This is a genomic window from Nocardia sp. NPDC088792 (assembly GCF_044750615.1).
Classification (GTDB): Bacteria; Actinomycetota; Actinomycetes; order Mycobacteriales; family Mycobacteriaceae; genus Nocardia.
Window position 1 is genome coordinate 345,051 of sequence record NZ_JBIVKC010000004.1, and the last position, 18,600, is coordinate 363,650.

The 18,600-nt window shown below is 66.6% G+C and carries 19 protein-coding genes and 1 riboswitch; of the genes, 14 read left to right on the forward strand and 5 right to left on the reverse strand.

Annotated elements, in window-relative coordinates; translation table 11 throughout:
• The first annotated feature begins 173 nt into the window (after positions 1-173).
• The gene (locus ACIP5Y_RS28105) at positions 174-623 is read left to right on the forward strand and encodes an SRPBCC family protein (RefSeq protein WP_400354467.1); all 450 of its coding nucleotides are present in this window, start codon (positions 174-176) and stop codon (positions 621-623) included.
• Positions 624-648: 25 nt separating this feature from the next.
• On the opposite strand, the gene ACIP5Y_RS28110 is transcribed toward ACIP5Y_RS28105, so the two are convergent.
• Positions 649-1,215: a TetR/AcrR family transcriptional regulator gene (locus ACIP5Y_RS28110; RefSeq protein ID WP_400354468.1), complete on the reverse strand. Its 567-nt coding sequence runs from the start codon at positions 1,213-1,215 to the stop codon at positions 649-651.
• Between the two features lie 91 nt (positions 1,216-1,306).
• Here ACIP5Y_RS28110 and ACIP5Y_RS28115 point away from each other — a divergent pair, with 91 nt between their 5' ends.
• The 3 genes from ACIP5Y_RS28115 (at position 1,307) to gcvH (ending at position 4,947) form a co-directional block, all read left to right on the forward strand.
• Positions 1,307-2,428 carry a zinc-binding alcohol dehydrogenase family protein gene (locus ACIP5Y_RS28115; RefSeq protein ID WP_400354470.1) on the forward strand — a complete coding sequence of 374 codons (1,122 nt, stop codon included), beginning with the start codon at positions 1,307-1,309 and terminating at the stop codon, positions 2,426-2,428.
• A gap of 50 nt (positions 2,429-2,478) precedes the next feature.
• Positions 2,479-4,239: a CocE/NonD family hydrolase gene (locus ACIP5Y_RS28120; RefSeq protein WP_400354472.1), complete on the forward strand. Its 1,761-nt coding sequence runs from the start codon at positions 2,479-2,481 to the stop codon at positions 4,237-4,239.
• A gap of 27 nt (positions 4,240-4,266) precedes the next feature.
• A riboswitch (glycine riboswitch) is annotated at positions 4,267-4,354 on the forward strand.
• 158 nt (positions 4,355-4,512) lie between these two features.
• Positions 4,513-4,947 carry a glycine cleavage system protein GcvH gene (gcvH, locus tag ACIP5Y_RS28125; protein ID WP_400354473.1) on the forward strand — a complete coding sequence of 145 codons (435 nt, stop codon included), beginning with the start codon at positions 4,513-4,515 and terminating at the stop codon, positions 4,945-4,947.
• Positions 4,948-4,960: 13 nt separating this feature from the next.
• On the opposite strand, the gene ACIP5Y_RS28130 is transcribed toward gcvH, so the two are convergent.
• The gene (locus tag ACIP5Y_RS28130; RefSeq protein WP_400354475.1) at positions 4,961-5,107 is read right to left on the reverse strand and encodes a DUF6307 family protein; all 147 of its coding nucleotides are present in this window, start codon (positions 5,105-5,107) and stop codon (positions 4,961-4,963) included.
• Positions 5,108-5,330: 223 nt separating this feature from the next.
• Between ACIP5Y_RS28130 and ACIP5Y_RS28135 the strand changes: the two genes are divergently transcribed.
• Positions 5,331-6,422 (forward strand): fatty acid desaturase family protein, encoded by a 1,092-nt coding sequence (locus ACIP5Y_RS28135; protein ID WP_400354476.1) that lies wholly within the window; start codon positions 5,331-5,333, stop codon positions 6,420-6,422.
• Here ACIP5Y_RS28135 and ACIP5Y_RS28140 read toward each other — a convergent pair.
• On the reverse strand, positions 6,419-7,639 hold the full coding sequence (locus ACIP5Y_RS28140; protein WP_400354478.1) for an alpha-hydroxy acid oxidase: 1,221 nt from the start codon (positions 7,637-7,639) through the stop codon (positions 6,419-6,421). The two genes, ACIP5Y_RS28135 and ACIP5Y_RS28140, sit on opposite strands and share 4 nt — an antisense overlap.
• Positions 7,636-8,397 carry an SDR family NAD(P)-dependent oxidoreductase gene (locus tag ACIP5Y_RS28145; protein ID WP_400354480.1) on the reverse strand — a complete coding sequence of 254 codons (762 nt, stop codon included), beginning with the start codon at positions 8,395-8,397 and terminating at the stop codon, positions 7,636-7,638. Before ACIP5Y_RS28145 ends, ACIP5Y_RS28140 begins: the two co-directional genes overlap by 4 nt.
• Positions 8,398-8,583: 186 nt before the next feature.
• Here ACIP5Y_RS28145 and ACIP5Y_RS28150 point away from each other — a divergent pair, with 186 nt between their 5' ends.
• From ACIP5Y_RS28150 to ACIP5Y_RS28175, 6 genes are all read left to right on the forward strand, one after another.
• Positions 8,584-9,939 (forward strand): enolase C-terminal domain-like protein, encoded by a 1,356-nt coding sequence (locus ACIP5Y_RS28150; protein WP_400354482.1) that lies wholly within the window; start codon positions 8,584-8,586, stop codon positions 9,937-9,939.
• On the forward strand, positions 9,936-11,048 hold the full coding sequence (locus tag ACIP5Y_RS28155) for a sugar ABC transporter substrate-binding protein (protein WP_400354484.1): 1,113 nt from the start codon (positions 9,936-9,938) through the stop codon (positions 11,046-11,048). The genes ACIP5Y_RS28150 and ACIP5Y_RS28155 overlap by 4 nt, the downstream gene beginning before the upstream one ends.
• On the forward strand, positions 11,048-12,604 hold the full coding sequence (locus ACIP5Y_RS28160; RefSeq protein WP_400354486.1) for a sugar ABC transporter ATP-binding protein: 1,557 nt from the start codon (positions 11,048-11,050) through the stop codon (positions 12,602-12,604). Before ACIP5Y_RS28155 ends, ACIP5Y_RS28160 begins: the two co-directional genes overlap by 1 nt.
• 170 nt (positions 12,605-12,774) lie before the next feature.
• On the forward strand, positions 12,775-13,782 hold the full coding sequence (locus ACIP5Y_RS28165) for an ABC transporter permease (RefSeq protein ID WP_400354488.1): 1,008 nt from the start codon (positions 12,775-12,777) through the stop codon (positions 13,780-13,782).
• 2 nt (positions 13,783-13,784) lie between these two features.
• Positions 13,785-14,096, forward strand: a complete 312-nt coding sequence (locus ACIP5Y_RS28170; protein WP_400354490.1) for an L-rhamnose mutarotase — start codon at positions 13,785-13,787, stop codon at positions 14,094-14,096.
• Between the two features lie 5 nt (positions 14,097-14,101).
• Entirely contained in the window at positions 14,102-15,016 is a 915-nt protein-coding gene (locus tag ACIP5Y_RS28175; RefSeq protein ID WP_400355839.1) for an aldo/keto reductase, read from the forward strand.
• A gap of 65 nt (positions 15,017-15,081) precedes the next feature.
• Here ACIP5Y_RS28175 and ACIP5Y_RS28180 read toward each other — a convergent pair whose 3' ends face one another.
• A complete protein-coding gene (locus ACIP5Y_RS28180) occupies positions 15,082-15,750 on the reverse strand; it encodes a FadR/GntR family transcriptional regulator (RefSeq protein ID WP_400354492.1) in 669 nt (222 codons plus the stop codon).
• Positions 15,751-15,788: 38 nt separating this feature from the next.
• Between ACIP5Y_RS28180 and ACIP5Y_RS28185 the strand changes: the two genes are divergently transcribed.
• The 3 genes from ACIP5Y_RS28185 to ACIP5Y_RS28195 all read left to right on the forward strand — a co-directional run bounded on the left by ACIP5Y_RS28185 (position 15,789) and on the right by ACIP5Y_RS28195 (position 18,590).
• Positions 15,789-16,631, forward strand: coding sequence for an amidohydrolase family protein (locus ACIP5Y_RS28185; RefSeq protein WP_400354493.1), 843 nt, complete (start codon positions 15,789-15,791; stop codon positions 16,629-16,631).
• 117 nt (positions 16,632-16,748) lie between these two features.
• Positions 16,749-17,681 carry a VOC family protein gene (locus ACIP5Y_RS28190; RefSeq protein WP_400354495.1) on the forward strand — a complete coding sequence of 311 codons (933 nt, stop codon included), beginning with the start codon at positions 16,749-16,751 and terminating at the stop codon, positions 17,679-17,681.
• A 66-nt stretch (positions 17,682-17,747) separates the two neighbouring features.
• On the forward strand, positions 17,748-18,590 hold the full coding sequence (locus tag ACIP5Y_RS28195; protein ID WP_400354497.1) for a fumarylacetoacetate hydrolase family protein: 843 nt from the start codon (positions 17,748-17,750) through the stop codon (positions 18,588-18,590).
• The last annotated feature ends 10 nt before the right edge of the window (positions 18,591-18,600 follow it).

The following is an 18,600-nucleotide window of genomic DNA, read 5'->3' on the forward strand; positions in this document are numbered from 1 at the left end:
TTTCATTTGCAAAGTCGCAGTTCAAGTGAATTTACGCTGCTGTTGTGCTCTGATTTCCCGTATGTCAAGATCGTTCTCGCCGGCGCGGGGGGAATGAAGGCAGAGGCTGTCGGTTTTCTGGATCGATCATCCATTCATTAACCGCGCCTGCTTATTTCGGAGGATCAGTTCTCTTGGGAGCGATACACCTCAGCAAAGACGTCCCCGGCACCCCCGAGGCGTTGTTCCGCACCATCGTCGCCCCACCCACGTGGGAGTACTGGCTGGGCATCCACCGCGAGTTCGTCGGCCGCCCACCGCAAACGCTGGTCGAAGGCTCCACCCTCGTCTCCGAGGTGCTGGTGCACGGCATGTCCGAAGAAGTCGAGTGGACCGTCAAGAAACTAGAGGAGCCGACCCGAGTCGTGTTGCGCGGCAAGGGAAGAGCCGGTGTCCAATGCGACCTGGCCTACCAGCTGCAGGGCTCGGAGAGCGGGACCACCGTCACCGCCAGCGTCGCCTTCACCGGCCCGCTGATCACCACCAATGTCACCAAGGTGCTGGTCGAACAGGGCTACCCCCAGCTCGACCGTACCCTCGGCCAGCTAGCCGAACTCGCCTACGCCCTGCACGGGCAACGCTGACCCCGATTCGGCGCAGGGGGCCGAATTACGAAGGCGCGCCGACGGCTCGGCGCAGATCGGCGAGCGATTGCTGCATCAAGACATGCAGGTCTGCGGTGGCGTCTTCGACCCAGGCGGCGTAAGCCGCGGTGAAGACGGCCACCGCCGCCTGCGCGGCCAGGGTGGCGATACGGGCCGGGACGCCGCGCCGGCCCAAACTCTCGGCAATGGCCGCGGCCAGTGCGGTCATTTTGTTCAGATCGCGTTCCTGCAGTTCGGATGAGGACGCGATGAGTTGCTGCCGGGCAGCGGCGAATTCGCTGTAGCCCGCCAATTCCTGACCGGCCCGCGTCAGCGCGGCGATGGCGACCTCGATGGGGGCGAGGTTCGCGTCGCTGTCGGTCAGATGGCCGACGACGCCGGCTTCGAAGGCCTGCGCTCCGGCGAAGAGCACTTCCCGTTTATCGGTGAAGTAGTTGAAGAATGTGCGCTTGGTCAGGCCGGCGCGCTCGGCGATCTCGGCGATCGTCACCGCGGCGTATCCGCGTTCCGCGAACAGCTCCATGGCTGCCTGCTGCAGCCGTCTCTCGGTGTCCGGTTCCCAACGTGCCATGCGGCCAAGATACGGCATTGCACTTGGTGTAATCACATGCGACACTCGTGATTGCACCAAGTGCAATCACTCGATTCCGAGGAGCCGTCCAATGCCGACCAATGCCGCCGCCTGGATCAACGCCGAAAAAGCCCAGCTGGAAGTGGGTCCCGCGCCCTACACCCCGCCCGCAGCGGACCAGATCGTGGTCCGCAACCACGCTGTAGCCATCAACCCGCTCGACTGGATCATCCAGATCGCAGGCAGCCTCGCCTACCGCTGGCTGCGCTATCCGGCCGTGCTGGGCGCCGACATTGCCGGCGAGGTGGTCGAGATCGGGAGTGCCGTCACCCGTTTCCGCGTCGGCGACCGGGTGCTCGCCCACGCGGTCGGCACCGACAAGGACAGCAACAGCCCCGCCGAGGGCGGATTCCAGCTCTACACAGTCGTTTTGGAGCGGATGACCGCACCGATCCCCGACACCCTGCCCTTCGAAGACGCCGCCGCACTCCCCCTCGCTGTCTCGACCGCGGCCTGTGGGCTGTTCCAAACCGACCAGCTGGGATTGCGGCATCCGACGGCGAACACCACCCCCACCGGGGAAACGCTCCTGGTGTGGGGTGGCTCGACGAGCGTCGGCTCGAACGCCATCCAACTGGCCGTCGCCGCCGGATACGAAGTCATCGCAACCGCCTCACCACACAACTTCGACTACGTGAAATCCCTTGGCGCAAGCGCTGTCTACGACTACAACGGCTCGGCGGTCGTCGCGGAGGTCACCGCCGCATTCGAAGGCCGCAAGCTGGCGGGCGCCATTGCCTTCGGCCCCACCTCCGCCCGATCGTGTGTGCAAATCGCCGGCGCATGCCGAGGCAACAGGTTCGTCGCCCTCGCCACGCCGCCGGTCTCCTTCGACCACTTGGCCGACCCCGACCGCAGCCGATTCGCGGTCCCCCGCCTCATCCTGCGACTCATCACTTCGAATGTGGCACTGCAGTTCTCATCGAGACTGCACGGTATCCGCACCAAGTACATCTTCGGCACGACCCTCAAGGCGAACGACGTCGGCACCGCGATCTACCGCGACTTCCTCCCGGCAGCCCTCGCCGACGGCCGCTATCTCGCCGTGCCGAAACCCTTCGTCGCCGGACACGGCATCGCGGACATCCAGTCGGCCATGGACATCCAGCGCAAGGGCGTATCGGCCGCGAAGGTCATCGTCACCCTTCCCTGAGCCATTTTCGACCATCGCTGCTATTCACCAGCCACCAGAGGACACCGACCATGAACGATCCGACAACCCCAGGCACATTCCGTGTCGATGTGATCGGCGATATGACCATCGAATGGGACGTCCCCATCGAAACCGACGACGGAAACATTCTGCGCGCCGATGTCTTTCGCCCCACGGCGGAAGGCGCCTACCCCGTCATTCTCGCGTACGGCCCCTACGGTAAGGGCAAGCCGTTCCAGCAGTCCTGGCCCGCACAGTGGCAGGAGATGGTCGCCGCCCATCCGGAGATACTCGAGGGCTCCAGCGGCAGGTACCAGGTTTTCGAGCTGGCAGATCCCGAGCAATGGGTACCGGACGGATATGTGTGCGTACGAGTGGATTCCCGAGGCGCCGGTCGGTCCCCGGGTTTCCTGGATCCCTTCTCCCGGCACGAGACCCGGGACCTGTACGAGTCGATCGAATGGGCCGCGGTGCAGCCGTGGAGCAATGGCCGAATCGGGCTCAACGGCATCTCCTATTTCGCCATGGCCCAATGGCCGGTCGCCGCGGCGCAACCGCCACATCTGAGCGCACTGTGCGTCTGGGAGGGCGCAGCCGACCGCTACCGCGATGCCACCTACCACGGCGGCATCCTGTCGACCTTCACCGACTCCTGGTATGAGCGAACGGTTTCGGGCTCGCAGTACGGCATCGGCGCCAAGGGCGACCGCAACCCTCATACGGGGCTGCTCGTCTGTGGCGACGAGACGTTGACCGAGGACGAGCTGGCGCAGCGCCGCGTGGACCTCGGGCGGGTGGTCAGAGATCATCCTTTCCTGGATGACTATTACCACGACAACACACCCGACTGGTCCCGAATCACGGTGCCGCTGTTATCCGCGGGAAACTGGGGCGGCATGGGACTGCATCTGCGCGGCAACACGCGGGGCTTCGAACTGGCTGCGTCGCAGGACAAATGGCTCGCTATACATGATGACGACCACCTATCGCTCTTCTATGCCCGTTATGGCTTGGACCTGCAGAGGCGGTTCTTCGGGCACTTCCTGAAAGGCGAGGACACCGGCTGGACCGAACAGCCCCGCGTGCATCTGCGGACTCGGCACGCGGATGGCCACGTCGGCGAGCGCACCGGAGCGGACTGGCCACTGCCCGAAACCGACTGGACCCGTTTGTATCTCGACGCGCGCGATGGTTCGCTGAGCTCGGAGCCGGCCGACGGCGCATCGGTGACCTACATGGGCAAGGAAGGCCGAGTCTCCTTCAGTTACCTCGCCCCGGTCGACCTGGAGTTCGCGGGACCGGTCGCGGCCAAGCTGTTCATCGCATCGTCCACCACCGATGCGGACCTGTTCCTCGTGGTGCGCGCCTTCACACCCGATGGCAAGGAGATCGTCTACCGCGGCGCCAACGATCCGAATGTGCCCATCGCCCAGGGCTGGTTGCGCGCTTCGCATCGCGCCCTGGACCCGGAGCGGTCACGGCCGTATCTGCCTGTCCACCCGCATGACCATGCCGAACCACTCAGCCCCGGCACCGTGTACGAGCTGGATATCGAAATCCTGCCGACCAATCTGCAACTGCCCGCCGGTTACACGCTCACGCTCGATGTCCAGGCCCACGACTACATCTACCCCGGCGCCGTCACCGAAGTCCGGACGGACCTGCAGATCCCGTTCACCGGCTCCGGCCTCTTCCTCCACGACGACCCGGATGATCGGCCGGCCGATATCTACGCGGGCAGCCTGACCTTGTATACCGGTGAGAAGTACGCCTCACATCTACTGCTTCCTGTACTGTTCCAAACACATTGAAGATCGCCCACAATTGAAGATCGCCGTCGACGCGCAGCGGGAGAGTCTCTTCGGAGACGCCGTAGGAGCAACACCCTCCCCGGGAATCTCTCAGGCCCAATACCGCAGTGCCGAGGCAACTCTGGAGAAAGGCATCGGTTCCGGCCGATCCTTACCGAAGGTGAACAGCGCACTCGCGGGTGCGCCCAAACTCTCAGGTCACAGGACAGAGCGGGGAGGTGACCATGCCGATGTCCGGCGCCTGCCGGACGCTGTCGAACAGGGAGTCACCTCATGCCCGAACCGCGTACCGCCGCTGCCGCACTGTCCGCTGCCGCATTGCCCTACGATCGCAGCTACTCCGATGAGCACGAGTGGGTGGCGCTGGAGCCGGGTTCGGCGCTGCCGGATCATCCGGTCCGAATCGGGCTCACGGCGGTCGCCGTCGCGGCGCTCGGCGATCTGGTTCATGTCGAACTGCCGGCGGTCGGGTCGACGGTCATGGCCGGTGAGACCTGTGGTGAGGTCGAATCCACCAAGGCCGTCTCCGATCTCTATGCGCCGGTGACCGGCCGGGTCACGATCATCAATGCCGCGGTCGTCGAGGACCCGGCGCTCATCGGAACGGATCCATACGGGGAGGGCTGGCTGTTCGCGGTGCAGCCGACCGCCCTGGGCAAGTTGCTCAGCTCGGCCGAATATGCCGCTGTCACTGAGCAACCCGCCTAGCGACGGCTGGAACTCAGCGGATCGTCTCGGGGATCGTGTCGAGTGCGCGCAGCACCTGGACGGCGAGTTCCGTCGCGGCCTTCTCATCCAGCTTCGAGTTTTCCCGCACCGCGTCTCGGACACGGATCACTCGACGCTCGTAGGGCGTTTTCACTGCCATTGTCTTGCCGCCTATCGGTAGTTGGGCATTCGTGATCGGCCAGTTGGCAGCCTCGACTGGACCTACAGCGTAGACATACGTCGCTGACACTTCGAGCCTACCGCACCGGACGACGGCGGTAGACTGGGGAATCCTCTCGTCCTGTGACGATTCAGCTGGGCACCAGTGTCGCGGCCGGCGATATCGGCATCGATCATCGATATCCGAAAGTCAGGCGACCACTATGTCCACACTCGTCGCGTCCACGGACGGCCCGTTGACCCTGAGCCCGGCGCAGATCGAAGAGATCGGCCGGCAGCTGGACGGGCTGCGTGCCCGTATCACCGCCGATCTGGGCCAACGGGATCGCGACTACATCTACTCGATCATCAAGGCGCAGCGCAGTTTCGAGGTCGCGGGGCGGGGCCTGATGTATCTCGGGCTACTGCCGCCGTGCTGGCTGGCGGGAGTGACCGCGCTGAGCCTGTCCAAGATCTTGGACAATATGGAGATCGGCCACAATGTCATGCACGGCCAGTGGGATTGGATGCGCGAACCCGGTCTGAACTCGCGGGTCTTCGAATGGGATCTGGTGTGCCCGGCCGATCAGTGGAAGCACTCGCACAACTACATCCACCACACCTTCACCAATATCCGCGGGCGCGACCGCGATCTCGGCTACGGCTTCCTGCGCATCGACCCTGGGCAGCAGTGGAATCCGTACTACCTGGGCAACCCGCTGTACGCGTTCCTGCTGATGATGCTGGTCGAGTGGGGTGTGATGCTGCACGACCTGGAGGTCGAGAACATCGTGCAGGGCAAGCGCCGGTGGCCCGATCTCAAACGGCTGCTCACCGGCCAGTGGCGCAAGGCCGGTCGCCAGGTGGTCAAGGATTATCTGGCGTTCCCATTGCTGACCGGCCCGCTCTTCCTGCCCACCCTGGCGGGGAATGCCACCGCCAATATCGTCCGCAATATCTGGGCGTACTCGATCATCTTCTGTGGTCACTTCCCTTCCGGGGTGCAGACTTTCACCGAGGAGGAGACCGCGAACGAGACGCGCGGCCAGTGGTACGTGCGGCAGATGCTCGGATCCTCGAATATCACCGGCAGCAAGCTGTTCCACATTCTTTCCGGCAATCTGTCCCATCAGATCGAGCACCATCTGTTCCCCGATCTCCCGGCCAACCGGTACCAGGAGATCGCGCCCGAGGTGCGTGCGCTCTGCGCGGAATACGGCCTGCCCTACAACACCGGTCCACTGAGCCGGCAGATCGGTTCGGTGTGGCTGAAGATCTTCCGGCTGGCACTGCCGCCGATCATCACCGGGACCTAGCCGCGGCCGAGTAGCCGGACGTGCCGCGGTTCGAGTTCGGCGATGGAGGTGACGCCGAGCAGTTTCATGGTGCGCAGGAGTTGGGTGCGCAGGATTTCTATGGCGCGGTCGACTCCCGCTTCTCCGCCTGCCATCAGGCCGTAGAGGTAGGCGCGGCCGATCAACGTGAAGTCGGCGCCCAGGGCCAGGGCGGCGGCGATATCGGCGCCGTGCATGATGCCGGTGTCGAGGTGGATTTCCAGGTCCTTGCCGACTGCGCGCGCCACGTCCGGGAGCAGGTGCAGTGGGACTGGGGCGCGATCCAGTTGGCGGCCACCGTGATTGGACAAGACGATGCCGTCCACGCCGAGGTCGGCCAGGCGCTTGGCGTCCTCGACCGTCTGAACGCCCTTCACCAATACCTTTCCGGGCCAGCGGTCGCGGATCCAGGACAGATCGCCGAAGCCGACGGTCGGGTCGAACATGGCGTCGAGGAGTTCGGCGACGGTGCCCGACCAGCGGTCGAGCGAGGCGAAGGCCAGGGGTTCGGTGGTCAGGAAGTCCCACCACCACCAGGGGCGGCGCAGGGCATCGAGCGCGCCGGCGGCGGTAATGGACGGCGGGACCGTCATGCCATTGCGGGCATCGCGCAACCGGTTTCCCGCTACCGGCACGTCGACGGTGACCACGAGGGTCTCGAATCCGGCACGCGCGGCGCGCTCGACCAGCGCCAGGGATCGGTCACGGTCGGTCCACATGTAGAGCTGGAACCAGTTCCGCGCGGCCGGGCCGGTGGCGGCGGCCAGGTCCTCGATGGCGGTGGTGCCCATGGTGGACAAGGTGAACGGGATGCCCGCGCGTTCGGCGGCCCGCGCGCCGGCCAGTTCGCCCGCGGCGTGCATCATGCGGGTGAATCCGGTGGGGGCGATACCGAAGGGCAGCATGACCCCGGCGCCGAGAACCGTGGTGGCGGTGTCGGTTTTGGAGACGTCGCGCAGGATGGCGGGGCGAAACTCGAGGTCCGTGAAGGCTTGCCGCGCCCGGTTCAGGCTGATCTCGGCATCGGCGGCGCCATCGGTGTAGTCGAAGGCCACTTTCGGGGTGCGCTTGCGGGCCAGCTCCCGCAGATCCCAGATCGTCTGGGCGCGTTGCAGTTTGCGTTCGCGCCCGGGAAACGGGCGTTCGAATTTGATCAGCGGTGCGAGCTCGCGCGGGCGCGGCATGCGGCGGGCGGTCATCGAGGCGCCACCACGGGTGCGCGCAGCCGCAGCGAGTGCATGCCCGCGTCCACTTCCAGCATGGTGCCGGTGGTGGAGGCGGCGGCGGGCGAGGCCAGATAGGTGACGGCGGCGGCCACCTCGGCGGCGCTGACCAGCCGACCGTGTGGCTGACGGGCTTGCAGCGCAGCCAGTTCCGCGTCCGGATCGGCGGCCGCGGCGAGCAGTCGTTGCACCCACGGGGTGTCGACGGTGCCGGGATTCACACAGTTCACGCGAATGCCTTCACTCAGGTGATCGGCGGCCATCGCGCGGGTGAGCGCGAGCACCGCCCCTTTGCTGGCACTGTAGACCGCGCGCTCGGGCAGGCCCGTGGTGGCGGCGATCGAGCAGATGTTCACAATGGCCGCGGCGGACGAACGGCGCAGGTGGGGCAGCGCTGCCCGGCTGACCCGCACCAGGCCGAAGACATTGACCTCGAACACCTTTCGCCATTCGGCGTCGGTGTGATCGGCGATGGTGCCCTGGGCGCCGATGCCCGCGCAGTTCACGACGATGTCCAGACCGCCCATGGCCACGGCCGCCGCGGCGACCGCGCTGCGCACTTCGGTGTCGTCGGTGACATCGCAGTGCAGGAACCGGCCGTGCGGCGGCGGCTCCAGATCGAGGACGGTGACCTGTGCGCCTGCGGCCCCTAGGGTTTCGGCGACGGCCCGCCCGATGCCGGAGGCTCCACCGGTGACGATGGCGGCTGTTCCGTCGAGTGTCTGCGGCGACATGTCGATCCACTCCCGTGCGATAGCTCCGATGTTTAACCGCACCGACCGTAGCATCGTCCCGCGGTCCGGATAGTGGATTACGCACTGAAAGCCCGACTTTCACCGATTCCTCGCCACCCCTTGCCACCGTAGACATCCGATGTATAGTCGTGACCCATATCACTCTTCACGACGGGGGCGCAGCCGATGCCACACATCACGCAGCTGGACACGCTCGACGTCCGGTTCCCGACGTCACGCGAATTGGACGGCTCGGATGCAATGAATCCGGATCCGGATTACTCGGCGGCCTATGTCATCCTGCGCACCGACGACCCGGACGGCCCGACCGGTCACGGGTTCGCCTTCACCATCGGCCGCGGCAATGAGGTGCAGCAGGCGGCCATTCGGGCGCTCGAACATCTGGTGGTCGGGCGGCCGGTCGCCGGGATCATCGCCGATCTCGGCGGCTTCGCCCGCACTCTCACCGACGATTCGCAGCTGCGCTGGCTGGGCCCGGAGAAGGGTGTCGTTCATATGGCGGCGGGTGCGGTGATCAATGCCGCCTGGGATCTGGCGGCCAAGTACGCCGGAAAACCGGTGTGGCAGTTGGTCTCCGAGCTGGAACCGGAACAGCTCGTGGACCTGGTCGACTTCCGCTACCTCACCGATGCGCTCACGCCCGGCGAGGCCCTGGACATCCTGCGCGCCGCCGCACCCGGCCGGGCCGAGCGCACCGGAAAGCTGCTCGCCACCGGATATCCCGCCTACACCACCTCCGCGGGCTGGCTCGGCTACTCCGACGCGAAGCTGACCCGGCTGGCCCGCCGCGCGGTGGCCGACGGATTCGGCACGATCAAGATCAAGGTCGGCCGCGATCTCGACGAGGACGTGCGCCGGGTCGGAATAGCCAGGGCCGCGATCGGTCCCGATATCGGGCTGGCCGTGGACGCCAATCAACGCTGGGACGTCGACCGCGCGGTCGAGTGGATCGATGCGCTCGCACCCGCCGGACTGGCCTGGGTCGAGGAACCGACCAGCCCCGACGACATCCTCGGCCACGCCGAGATCCGCCGCCGGGTGCGGCCGGTGCCGATCTCCACCGGCGAGCACGGGCAGAACCGGATCCTGTTCAAACAGCTCCTGCAGGCCGGCGCGGTCGACATCCTGCAGATCGACGCCGCCCGCGTGGGCGGCGTCAACGAGAATCTCGCAATCCTGTTGCTGGCGGCCAAGTTCGGCGTCCCGGTGGTGCCGCATGCCGGCGGGGTCGGGCTGTGCGAACTGGTCCAGCATCTCGCGATGATCGACTACATCGCGGTGTCCGGCACCATGACCGGCCGGGCCATCGAATACGTCGACCATCTGCACGAGCATTTCCGCGATCCGGTCGTGGTCTCCCGAGGCCGCTACCGGGCCCCGCGTGCACCGGGTTTCAGCGCCGAGATGCTACCGCGGACCCTGGCCGCCTACACCTATCCGACCGGCGCAATCTGGCGCACCGAACCCACCAATCCCCCATTGGCCGAGGCACTCTCGACGAAGGAGTACGAGAACTCATGAAATCCGCCCCGCCGCCGCGCACATCCAGATTCCTCGCCGTGGCCTGCGGCGTCCTCCTACTAGTGGCCGCCGGTGCGTGCTCGCGCGAATCCACCGGCACCACCTCCAGCGGCCCGGCCGCCAGTGTCGGCGCGGGCGCGGACAACGGCGTGCTGGTCGGGGCGGATCAGCCGCGCTCGGACTCCGACTTCTGGAGCGCCTACGCCGGATACCTCGGCCCCAAGGCCGCCGCGGTCGGCGTCAAGCTGGACAACACCTCCTCCGACAATGACTCCGATCGGCTGAAAGCCAATGTCGACACCCTGCTGTCGAAGGAGGTGAAGGCCCTCATCATCGCGCCGCAGGACACTGCCGCGGTGAAACCCGCGATCACGGCGGCCACCGCCAAACATGTGCCGGTGATCAGCGTGGACACCCGCCCCGACAGCGGCGGCGCGTACATGGTGGTGCGCGCCGACAATCGCGCCTACGGCACCAAATCCTGTATCTATCTCGGTGAAACGCTCAAGGGCGCGGGCAAGGTGGTGGAGTTCCAGGGCGATCTGAGCTCGATCAACGGCCGCGACCGCTCCGAGGCGTTCGCCCAGTGCATGTCGACCCGCTATCCCGGCATCAAGGTGATCGAGATCCCCACCGACTGGCAGGGTGATCGCGCGGTCTCGGGCCTGCAGGACAAGCTGCTCACCGATCCCGATATCAATGGCATCTACATGCAGGCGGGCGGCGTGTTCCTGCAGCCCACCCTCGCTCTGCTCAAGCGCAGCGGCAAACTGGTGAAAGCCGGTCAGCCGGGCCACATTACGATCGTCTCCAATGACGGCATCAAAGCCGAGCTGGATGCCATCACCGCCGGCGATATCGATGCCACCATCTCCCAGCCCGCCGATCTCTACGCGCAGTACGCCACGGTATACGCCAAGGCCGCGATCGACGGCAAGAAGTTCGCGCCGGGACCGACCGATCACGGCTCCACCATCATCGACACCGGCGTCGGCGGAATGCTCGAGGATCAGCTGCCCGCACCGGTGGTCACCCGCACCGGCGGCAAGGTAGGCGAGCTGGACACGCTGCCGCCGACCGCGCCCGGACTGTGGGGACACGGCGGCTGATGAGCGGTCAGATACTCCCCGAGCCGACGGACTCGCCCGCGGCGGCCGCCGATTCGATTGCTGCCGTGCAGGTTCCGATCGCCGAGGCGATCGGCGTGACCAAGTGTTTCGGCCGCAATGTCGCCCTGCAGCGCGTCCGGCTCGCGGTAGCTCCGGGCCGCACGCACGCGCTGGTCGGGCGTAATGGCGCGGGCAAATCCACGCTGGTGTCCATCCTGACCGGACTCGCAGCTCCCGATGAGGGGGAGGTGCGCTTCCAGGGCGAGCCGGCGCCCGCGCCCGCCGACCGTGACGGGTGGCGGGCCCGGGTGGCGTGCGTGTATCAGCACTCGACCATCATTCCGGACCTGTCGGTGGCGGAGAACCTCTTCCTGGGCCGGCAGGGCTTCGGCGGGCGAATCGTGCACTGGCGCACGCTGCGTGGCCGCGCGCGCGAGCTGCTCGACACGTGGCAGGTGCCGGTGGCGGTGGACACGCTGGCGCGCGATCTATCGGTGGAGCATCGCCAGCTGGTGGAGATCGCGCGCTCGCTGTCGTACGGCGCGCGGTTCATCATTCTCGATGAACCGACCGCGCAGTTGGACAGTTCGGCCATCAAGCGGCTGTTCGCTCGCATCGCCGATCTGCAGGCGCAGGGCGTGACATTCCTGTTCATCTCCCACCATCTCGACGAGACCTATGAGATCTGCCAGGACATCACGGTGTTCCGCGATGCCCGGCACGTGATCACCGCGCCCGCCGCCGAGCTGAGCAAGCCCGAACTGATCGCGGCGATGACGGGCGATGGCGCGCAGCTCGAGGCCGAGGTGACCCGGCCCGCAACACAACTCGGAGCAACCCCGACACTAGAGATCGAGGGGCTCACCCGCACCGGCGAATTCGCCGATATCGGATTCAGCGTGCGACCCGGGGAGATCGTCGGCCTGGCCGGCGGTGGCAGCAGCGGGCGCACCGAGGTGGCGGAGACCATCGTCGGACTGCGCAAGGCGAGCGCCGGTTCGGTCTGTGTGGACGGAAAAGCCCTGCGCCGCAGCGGTGTCGCGGCAGCGTTGCGGGCGGGCATCGGATTCGTGCCCCGCGATCGGCACGATCAGGGCCTGATCCTCGACATGAGCATCGGCGACAATGCCACGCTGACTGTCCCGCGGCAGCTCGGTCGTTTCGGTCTGCTGTCGGGTCACGCCCGGAACAGGCTCGCGGGCACGGCCATTCGCGATCTCGATATCAAGGCCGACAGTCCCGACCAGAGCGTGGCCGAGCTGTCCGGCGGCAATCAGCAGAAGGTCGTCTTCGCCCGGGCGCTGGCCACCGATCCGGCCGTGCTGGTGCTGATCACCCCGACCGCAGGAGTCGATATCCGCTCCAAGGACACCCTGCGCGCCGTCCTGCGCGATACCGCCGCGCGCGGCACCGCGGTGCTGGTGGTCTCGGACGAACTCGACGATCTGCGCGACTGCGACCGGGTGCTGGTGCTGCGGCAGGGCCGCCACGCCGGGGATTACGAAAAAGGCTGGGACGAACGCGAACTCGTCGCGGCCATGGAAGGACTGTCATGACCAGTTCCGCCGAGACCTCGCACACGCAACCATCGCGGGCGGAGACCTCGCACGTCGAAACATCGCAGACCGAGGCTTCGCAGACAGCGGCATCGCACGCAGAGGCTTCGCACACCGAGACATCGCACGCCGCGCCATCGCAGGCAGACGCATCGTCGGAGGCACCGGCCGTGACCGACGGTTCCGCCGCGGTGCGGCCGGGGCGCGGGCCGGCGTCGGTGCGGTGGGGTGCGCTGCGCGACTTTCTGCTGGTGCCGCCGATTCTGCTGGTGCTGGTGGTCGGCTACTTCATCAATCACAACTTCGTGTCGCTGACCAACCTCACCAATGTGCTCACCACCATGAGCGGGATTTCCCTGCTGGTACTGGCCGAAGTGCTGGTGCTGGTGGTCGGGCGCATGGATCTGTCGCTGGAATCCACGTTCGGGCTCGCACCCGGCGTCGCCATCTGGGCGACCATGGGTACCGCGAAAGTCGGTGCCTTCACCTGGGCTTCGCCGTGGATGGCGATTCCGATGGCGTTGCTGGTCGGGCTGGCGGTGGGCGCGGTCAATGGCGTGCTGATCGTGCGGTTCGGCCTCAACGGGTTCATTGTCACGCTGGCCATGCTCATCGCGCTGCGCGGGCTGCTGACCTTCCTCACCGGCGGGTTCACCCTCACCAAGATTCCGGACTCCATCGACTGGCTGGGCAACACCAGGGTGCTCGGGATTCCGGTGGATGTACTGGTGTGCCTGGCGCTGTTCGCGCTCGGGTACTTCGTACTGACCTATACGACGGCAGGACGCGCGCTGTACGCGGTCGGCGGCAATGAGCCCGCCGCGCGCGCGGCCGGAATCCGCACCGACACGGTGGTTCTCACCGTGCTCGTCATCGCCGGTGGGCTGGCCGCGATCGGCGGGCTCATCTACTCCGGTCAGTTCGCCAGTGTGCAGGTCAGCCAGGGCGACGGAATGATCTTCCAGGTGTTCGCGGCGTGCGTCATCGGCGGCGTATCGCTCAATGGCGGGCGCGGATCGGTGCTCGGCGCGTTCTTCGGCATCCTGATCCTGACGCTGATCCAGAAGCTGCTGTCCTACGGCGGCGTCAGCGCCGACTCACTGAAGTTCATCAATGGCGCGCTGATCCTGGTGGCGCTGGTGATCACCCGCATCGCCAGCGGCCGCAGGCAGGAGTAATCATGCGAATCGCCTTGCACACCAAGCTGAAACCCGGCGCGGAGCCGGCCTACGAGGCGGCGCATGGGGAGGTGCCCACCGAATTGGTCGCGGCCATCCGCGCGGCGGGCGCCACCTCGTGGACGATCTGGCGCAGCGGCACGGATCTCTTCCATGTGATCGACTGCGCCGCATACGAGAAGCTGCTCGCCGGACTTGCCGAGTTGCCGGTCAATATCGCGTGGCAGGCTCGGATGGACGAGTACTTGGATACCGCCCACGACTATTCGGCCGCGGGCGCGGCGGCGCCATTACCGGTGGTGTGGCAGCTGTGACCGATATGACGCAGATCGTGCTCGGCGGCGCCGGATACGCGGGATTGTTCCGCGCCGTCGACGCCACCGCCGCCCAGGCGACCTTGGAAGCGGCTTGGGCAGCGGGGATTCGGGCCTTCGACACCGCACCGCACTATGGGGCCGGACAGAGCGAGGAACGGCTCGGACGATTTCTGGGCGGGCAGCCCGAGCCGGCGGAGTTCGCGGTGTCCACCAAGGTGGGCCGGCTGCTCTACAAGGACCCCGCCGCATCGGACGGCACGGACGACTTCTACGGTGCGCCGAAACGGTCACGGCGGCTCGACTATTCGGCGGCCGGGACTCGCCAATCGGTGACCGAGTCGCTGACCCGGCTCGGGCTGACGCGGATCGATACCTTGCTGGTGCACGACCCGGACAACCACCAGCCGCAGGCACTGGCCGAAATGGTGCCGGAGCTCGGCAGATTGCGCGCCGAGGGCGTGTGCTCGCGCATCGGCGTGGGCGTGAACCATGTCGACGTGGCGTTGCGCTTCGTCCGGGAATCCCCTATCGACGTCGTGCTGATCGCCGGGCGCTACACCCTGCTGGATCGGCGCGCGGAGGCCGAACTACTGCCCGAGTGCGCACGCCGCGGTATCCGGGTGCTGGCGGCCGGGGTGCTGAACAGCGGCATTCTCGCGGATCCGCTGCGGCAGGCCACCTTCGACTATCGCCAGGCCCCGCCCGACATCATCGGACGGGCCCGCACGATGGCCGAGCGCTGTGCCGCCTACGACGTCCCGCTGCGCGCCGCGGCCCTGCAGTTCCCCGGCAGGCATCCCGCGATCGGCGGCACCGTCATCGGCGCGGGCAGCGTGGCAGAGGTCGAAGATACCGTCGCCATGCTGAAAGTGGCCGTGCCGCAGGACCTCTGGGATGAGCTCGAGCAATGCTGCTGACGACCGTGGCTCCGGCCCGACCTGCGGGCCGGAGCCGAGTGCAATCGACCGGCGCCGCGGGGTATTCAGCCCGCGGCCATGCGCAGCCACTCCATGACGCCGCCGACGTGGGCCAGCGCGCGGGCATGCGCCAACTCCGGGTCGTGTGCGGCTATGGCATCGCAGATGCCGCGATGCTCGGCCACCGTGCGCTCGAACGCGCCCTCCTCGGTGATGCCGCGCCAGATGCGTGCCCGGGTGGTCGGCATCGACAGCGAATCCAGCAGCGAGGCAAGCACTTTATTGCCCGACGCGGCGGCGATGGCGGCATGGAAGCTCAGATCCAGGGCCACCAGGTCGGTGACCGAGTGGCTGGGCGGTTCCACCAGCGTGCGCAGGTGCTCGATCTCGGTCTCGCTCATCTGCCGGGCGGCCAGCGCGGTGGCGGCCGGTTCCAGAATGCGGCGCACGCCGAGAATGTCGAGCACCGAATCGTCCTGGTGGAATTCCAGCAGGAAGCTCATGGCGTCGAGCAGCGAATTCGGTTCCAGGCTCGACACATACGTGCCGTCGCCCTGTCGCACGTCCAGGATGCGCACCAGCGACAGCGCCCGCACCGCCTCGCGCAGCGAGTTGCGCGAGACGCCCAGTTCGGCGGCCAGATCGGCCTCGCGCGGCAGCCGCGAGCCGGGCTTCAGGTCGCCGGAGACGATCATCGCCTTGATCTTCGCTATCGCATCGTCGGTGACCGACACCTGATTCCTTCTGTCGAGGATGTGACACCATGCCTCCGATGACTGTAGACGCCCACGTCCACATTTGGACGATCGGTGGTGGAAAATCCCATGTCGAATACGATTGGCTCACAGATACATCGGATGTTTTATACCGAACCTACACTCTCGGCGATGCCGAACCGGAGTTCGCCGAGCACGGTGTCGACGCGGCCGTACTGGTCCAGGCCTCCGATTCACTCGCGGAGAACCACGCCCTGCTCGAGGCCGCCGCACACGCGAAACGCCCTACCGCGGTGGTCGGCTGGCTGCCGCTGCATCGCCCGGCGGAGGTCGCGACCGCACTGCCCGCGCTCGTGCGGCGTCCCGAGTTCGCCGGCGTCCGGCACATGATTCACCGGGACCCCGATCCGAACTGGCTGCTGCGCCCGGAGGTTTCCGCGTCGCTGGATCAATTGTCCGAGGCCGGACTGGTTTTCGACGCCGTCGCCGAACGCCCCGATCTGCTCGCCCAGGTCCCGATCATCGCCCGCGCGCATCCGGCGCTGACGGTGGTCCTCGACCATCTGGGCAAGCCGCCGATCGCCACCGCCGAATGGCAGCCGTGGGCAGAGCTACTCGCGGCCGCGGCCGCCGAACCCAATGTGGTGGCCAAGATTTCGGGTCTGGCCACGGTCTCCGGCGCAGAGATCACCGCGGCCCGCTGGCAGCCGTATATCGATCACGCGCTGTCGGTCTTCGGCCCGAACCGGCTGATGCTCGGCGGCGACTGGCCCTTCACCCTGACCGCCGCCTCCTATCGCACGGTGTGGCGCACCACCCTGGCGACCCTCGACGGCCTCGATACCGTCGACCGCGCCCTGGTCCTCGGCGAGGTCGCGGCCTGCACCTACCGACTGTAGACCCGCAAAGATCGCTACTGCCTAAAAATGTCGATATTTTGTTGTTCTGTCGATGATTCAGTGCCATGCTTGGAGGAGTTCGACGCAGCGCTTCCTGCAGAACGGAGTCTCGAGGTCATGCCTCTCCACCGCCTGACATCCATCACCCTCGGCATTCCCAATGTCGAGGCGACCGCCGCCTACTACGAGGACTTCGGGCTGGTCCGGGTCGGTGACCCGGAAGAGTACCGATTCGCCACCCAGGACGGCGGTGAGCAACTGCGGCTGACGCACTCGCCGCTCCGCCGGCTCGTCAAGCTGGGCGTCGGGGTCGACGACACCGACGATCTGGACCGCATTGCCGCCAATCTGACCGGGCTCGACATCCTCCACAAACGCGAGGCGGAATCCCTGAGCGTGCTCGATCCGCACTCGAATCTGCTGGTAGAGCTGGAGATCGCGGCGCCACTGGTCGAAGTGCCCGCCGAACAGGTGCCCTATAACGGCCCCGGCCGGCCGTCGCGACCGAACGGTCGCGCCCCCGGGGTGGAACGCGAAAACCGGGTACGCCCAAGGAAACTCGGGCATGTGGTGATCGGCTCGCGTGATCAAGATGCGAGTCAGCGCTTCTTCCGCGAGGGACTCGGATTCAAGGCCTCCGATCACGTGCCCAGCCTGGCGACGTTCCTGCGCTGTTCGACCGATCATCACAATGTCCTGATCCAGAAGGCGCCGGTGGATTTCCTGCATCACACCGCGTGGGAGGTCGACGATGTGGACGAGGTCGGGCGCGGCGCCACCACCATGCTGGAGGGAAATCCCGAGCGGCACGTGTGGGGACTGGGCCGGCATCACATCGGCTCCAACTTCTTCTGGTATCTGAAGGACCCCGCGGGGAACTTCTCCGAGTACTACAGCGATCTCGACTGCATCGTCGAGGACGCGCTGTGGAAACCGTCGGTCGTCGAAGGCGCCCGCGGCATCTACAACTGGGGGCCGCCCATTCCGCCGTCGTTCCTGGCGCCGGAAGATCTGGCCGCACTCATGATCGGCGCGCATTCGCCGCGCTGATCGCATTCAGGCTCATCTCGATTCACTCCACACAGGATTCACTCCACACAGAAGGCAGGACAACCCATGCGGTTCGGGAACATCAACGGCAGGCTGAGCCTCATCGACGGCGCGAAGGCGCTCGATGTCGAGAAGGCCAGTGATGGCCGGTTCGCGCCGGATCCCGGCCTCGTGTTCGAGCGCTGGGAAGAGTTCCTGGCATGGGGACAGCGCCAGACCCTCGACGACGCCGTCCCGTTCACACCCGAAAGCGTCGGCCCGCCGGTGGTCCGGCCCGCCCAGGTGTTCGGCATCGGGCTGAACTATCAGGCGCACGCGAGCGAATCGGGAATCCAGGAAGCCGTACCCGCTCCGGCGGTCTTCACCAAGTTCGTCACCAGCATCACCGGCCCCTACAGCCGGGTCACCCTGCCCAGCGACACGGTCGACTGGGAGGTGGAGTTGGTCGTGGTCATCGGACGGCACGCGAAAGACGTACGGACCGAGGACGCCTGGAGTCACGTCGCCGGTCTGACTGTCGGCCAGGACCTTTCCGAGCGCACGATCCAGCTGTCGGGGCCGGTCCCCCAGTTCTCGCTGGGCAAGTCGTATCCGGGCTTCGCCCCGATCGGCCCGGCGGTCGTCACCGTCGACGAATTCGCCGATCCCGACGACCTCGCCCTGTCCTGCGATCTCGACGGCGAGATCCTGCAGGACGGCCGCACCCGCGACCTCACCCGGTCGGTCCCGGAGTTGATCGCCTATCTCTCCTCGATCGTGCCGCTGCTGCCCGGCGATCTGATCTTCACCGGCACCCCGGCGGGCGTGGGAATGGCACGCCGGCCGCAACGATTCCTGACACCCGGCGCGACCTTGAACAGCCGCGTCGAGGGCATCGGAACCATGAGCAACACATTCGTCAGCGGATAGCCGCCGACGG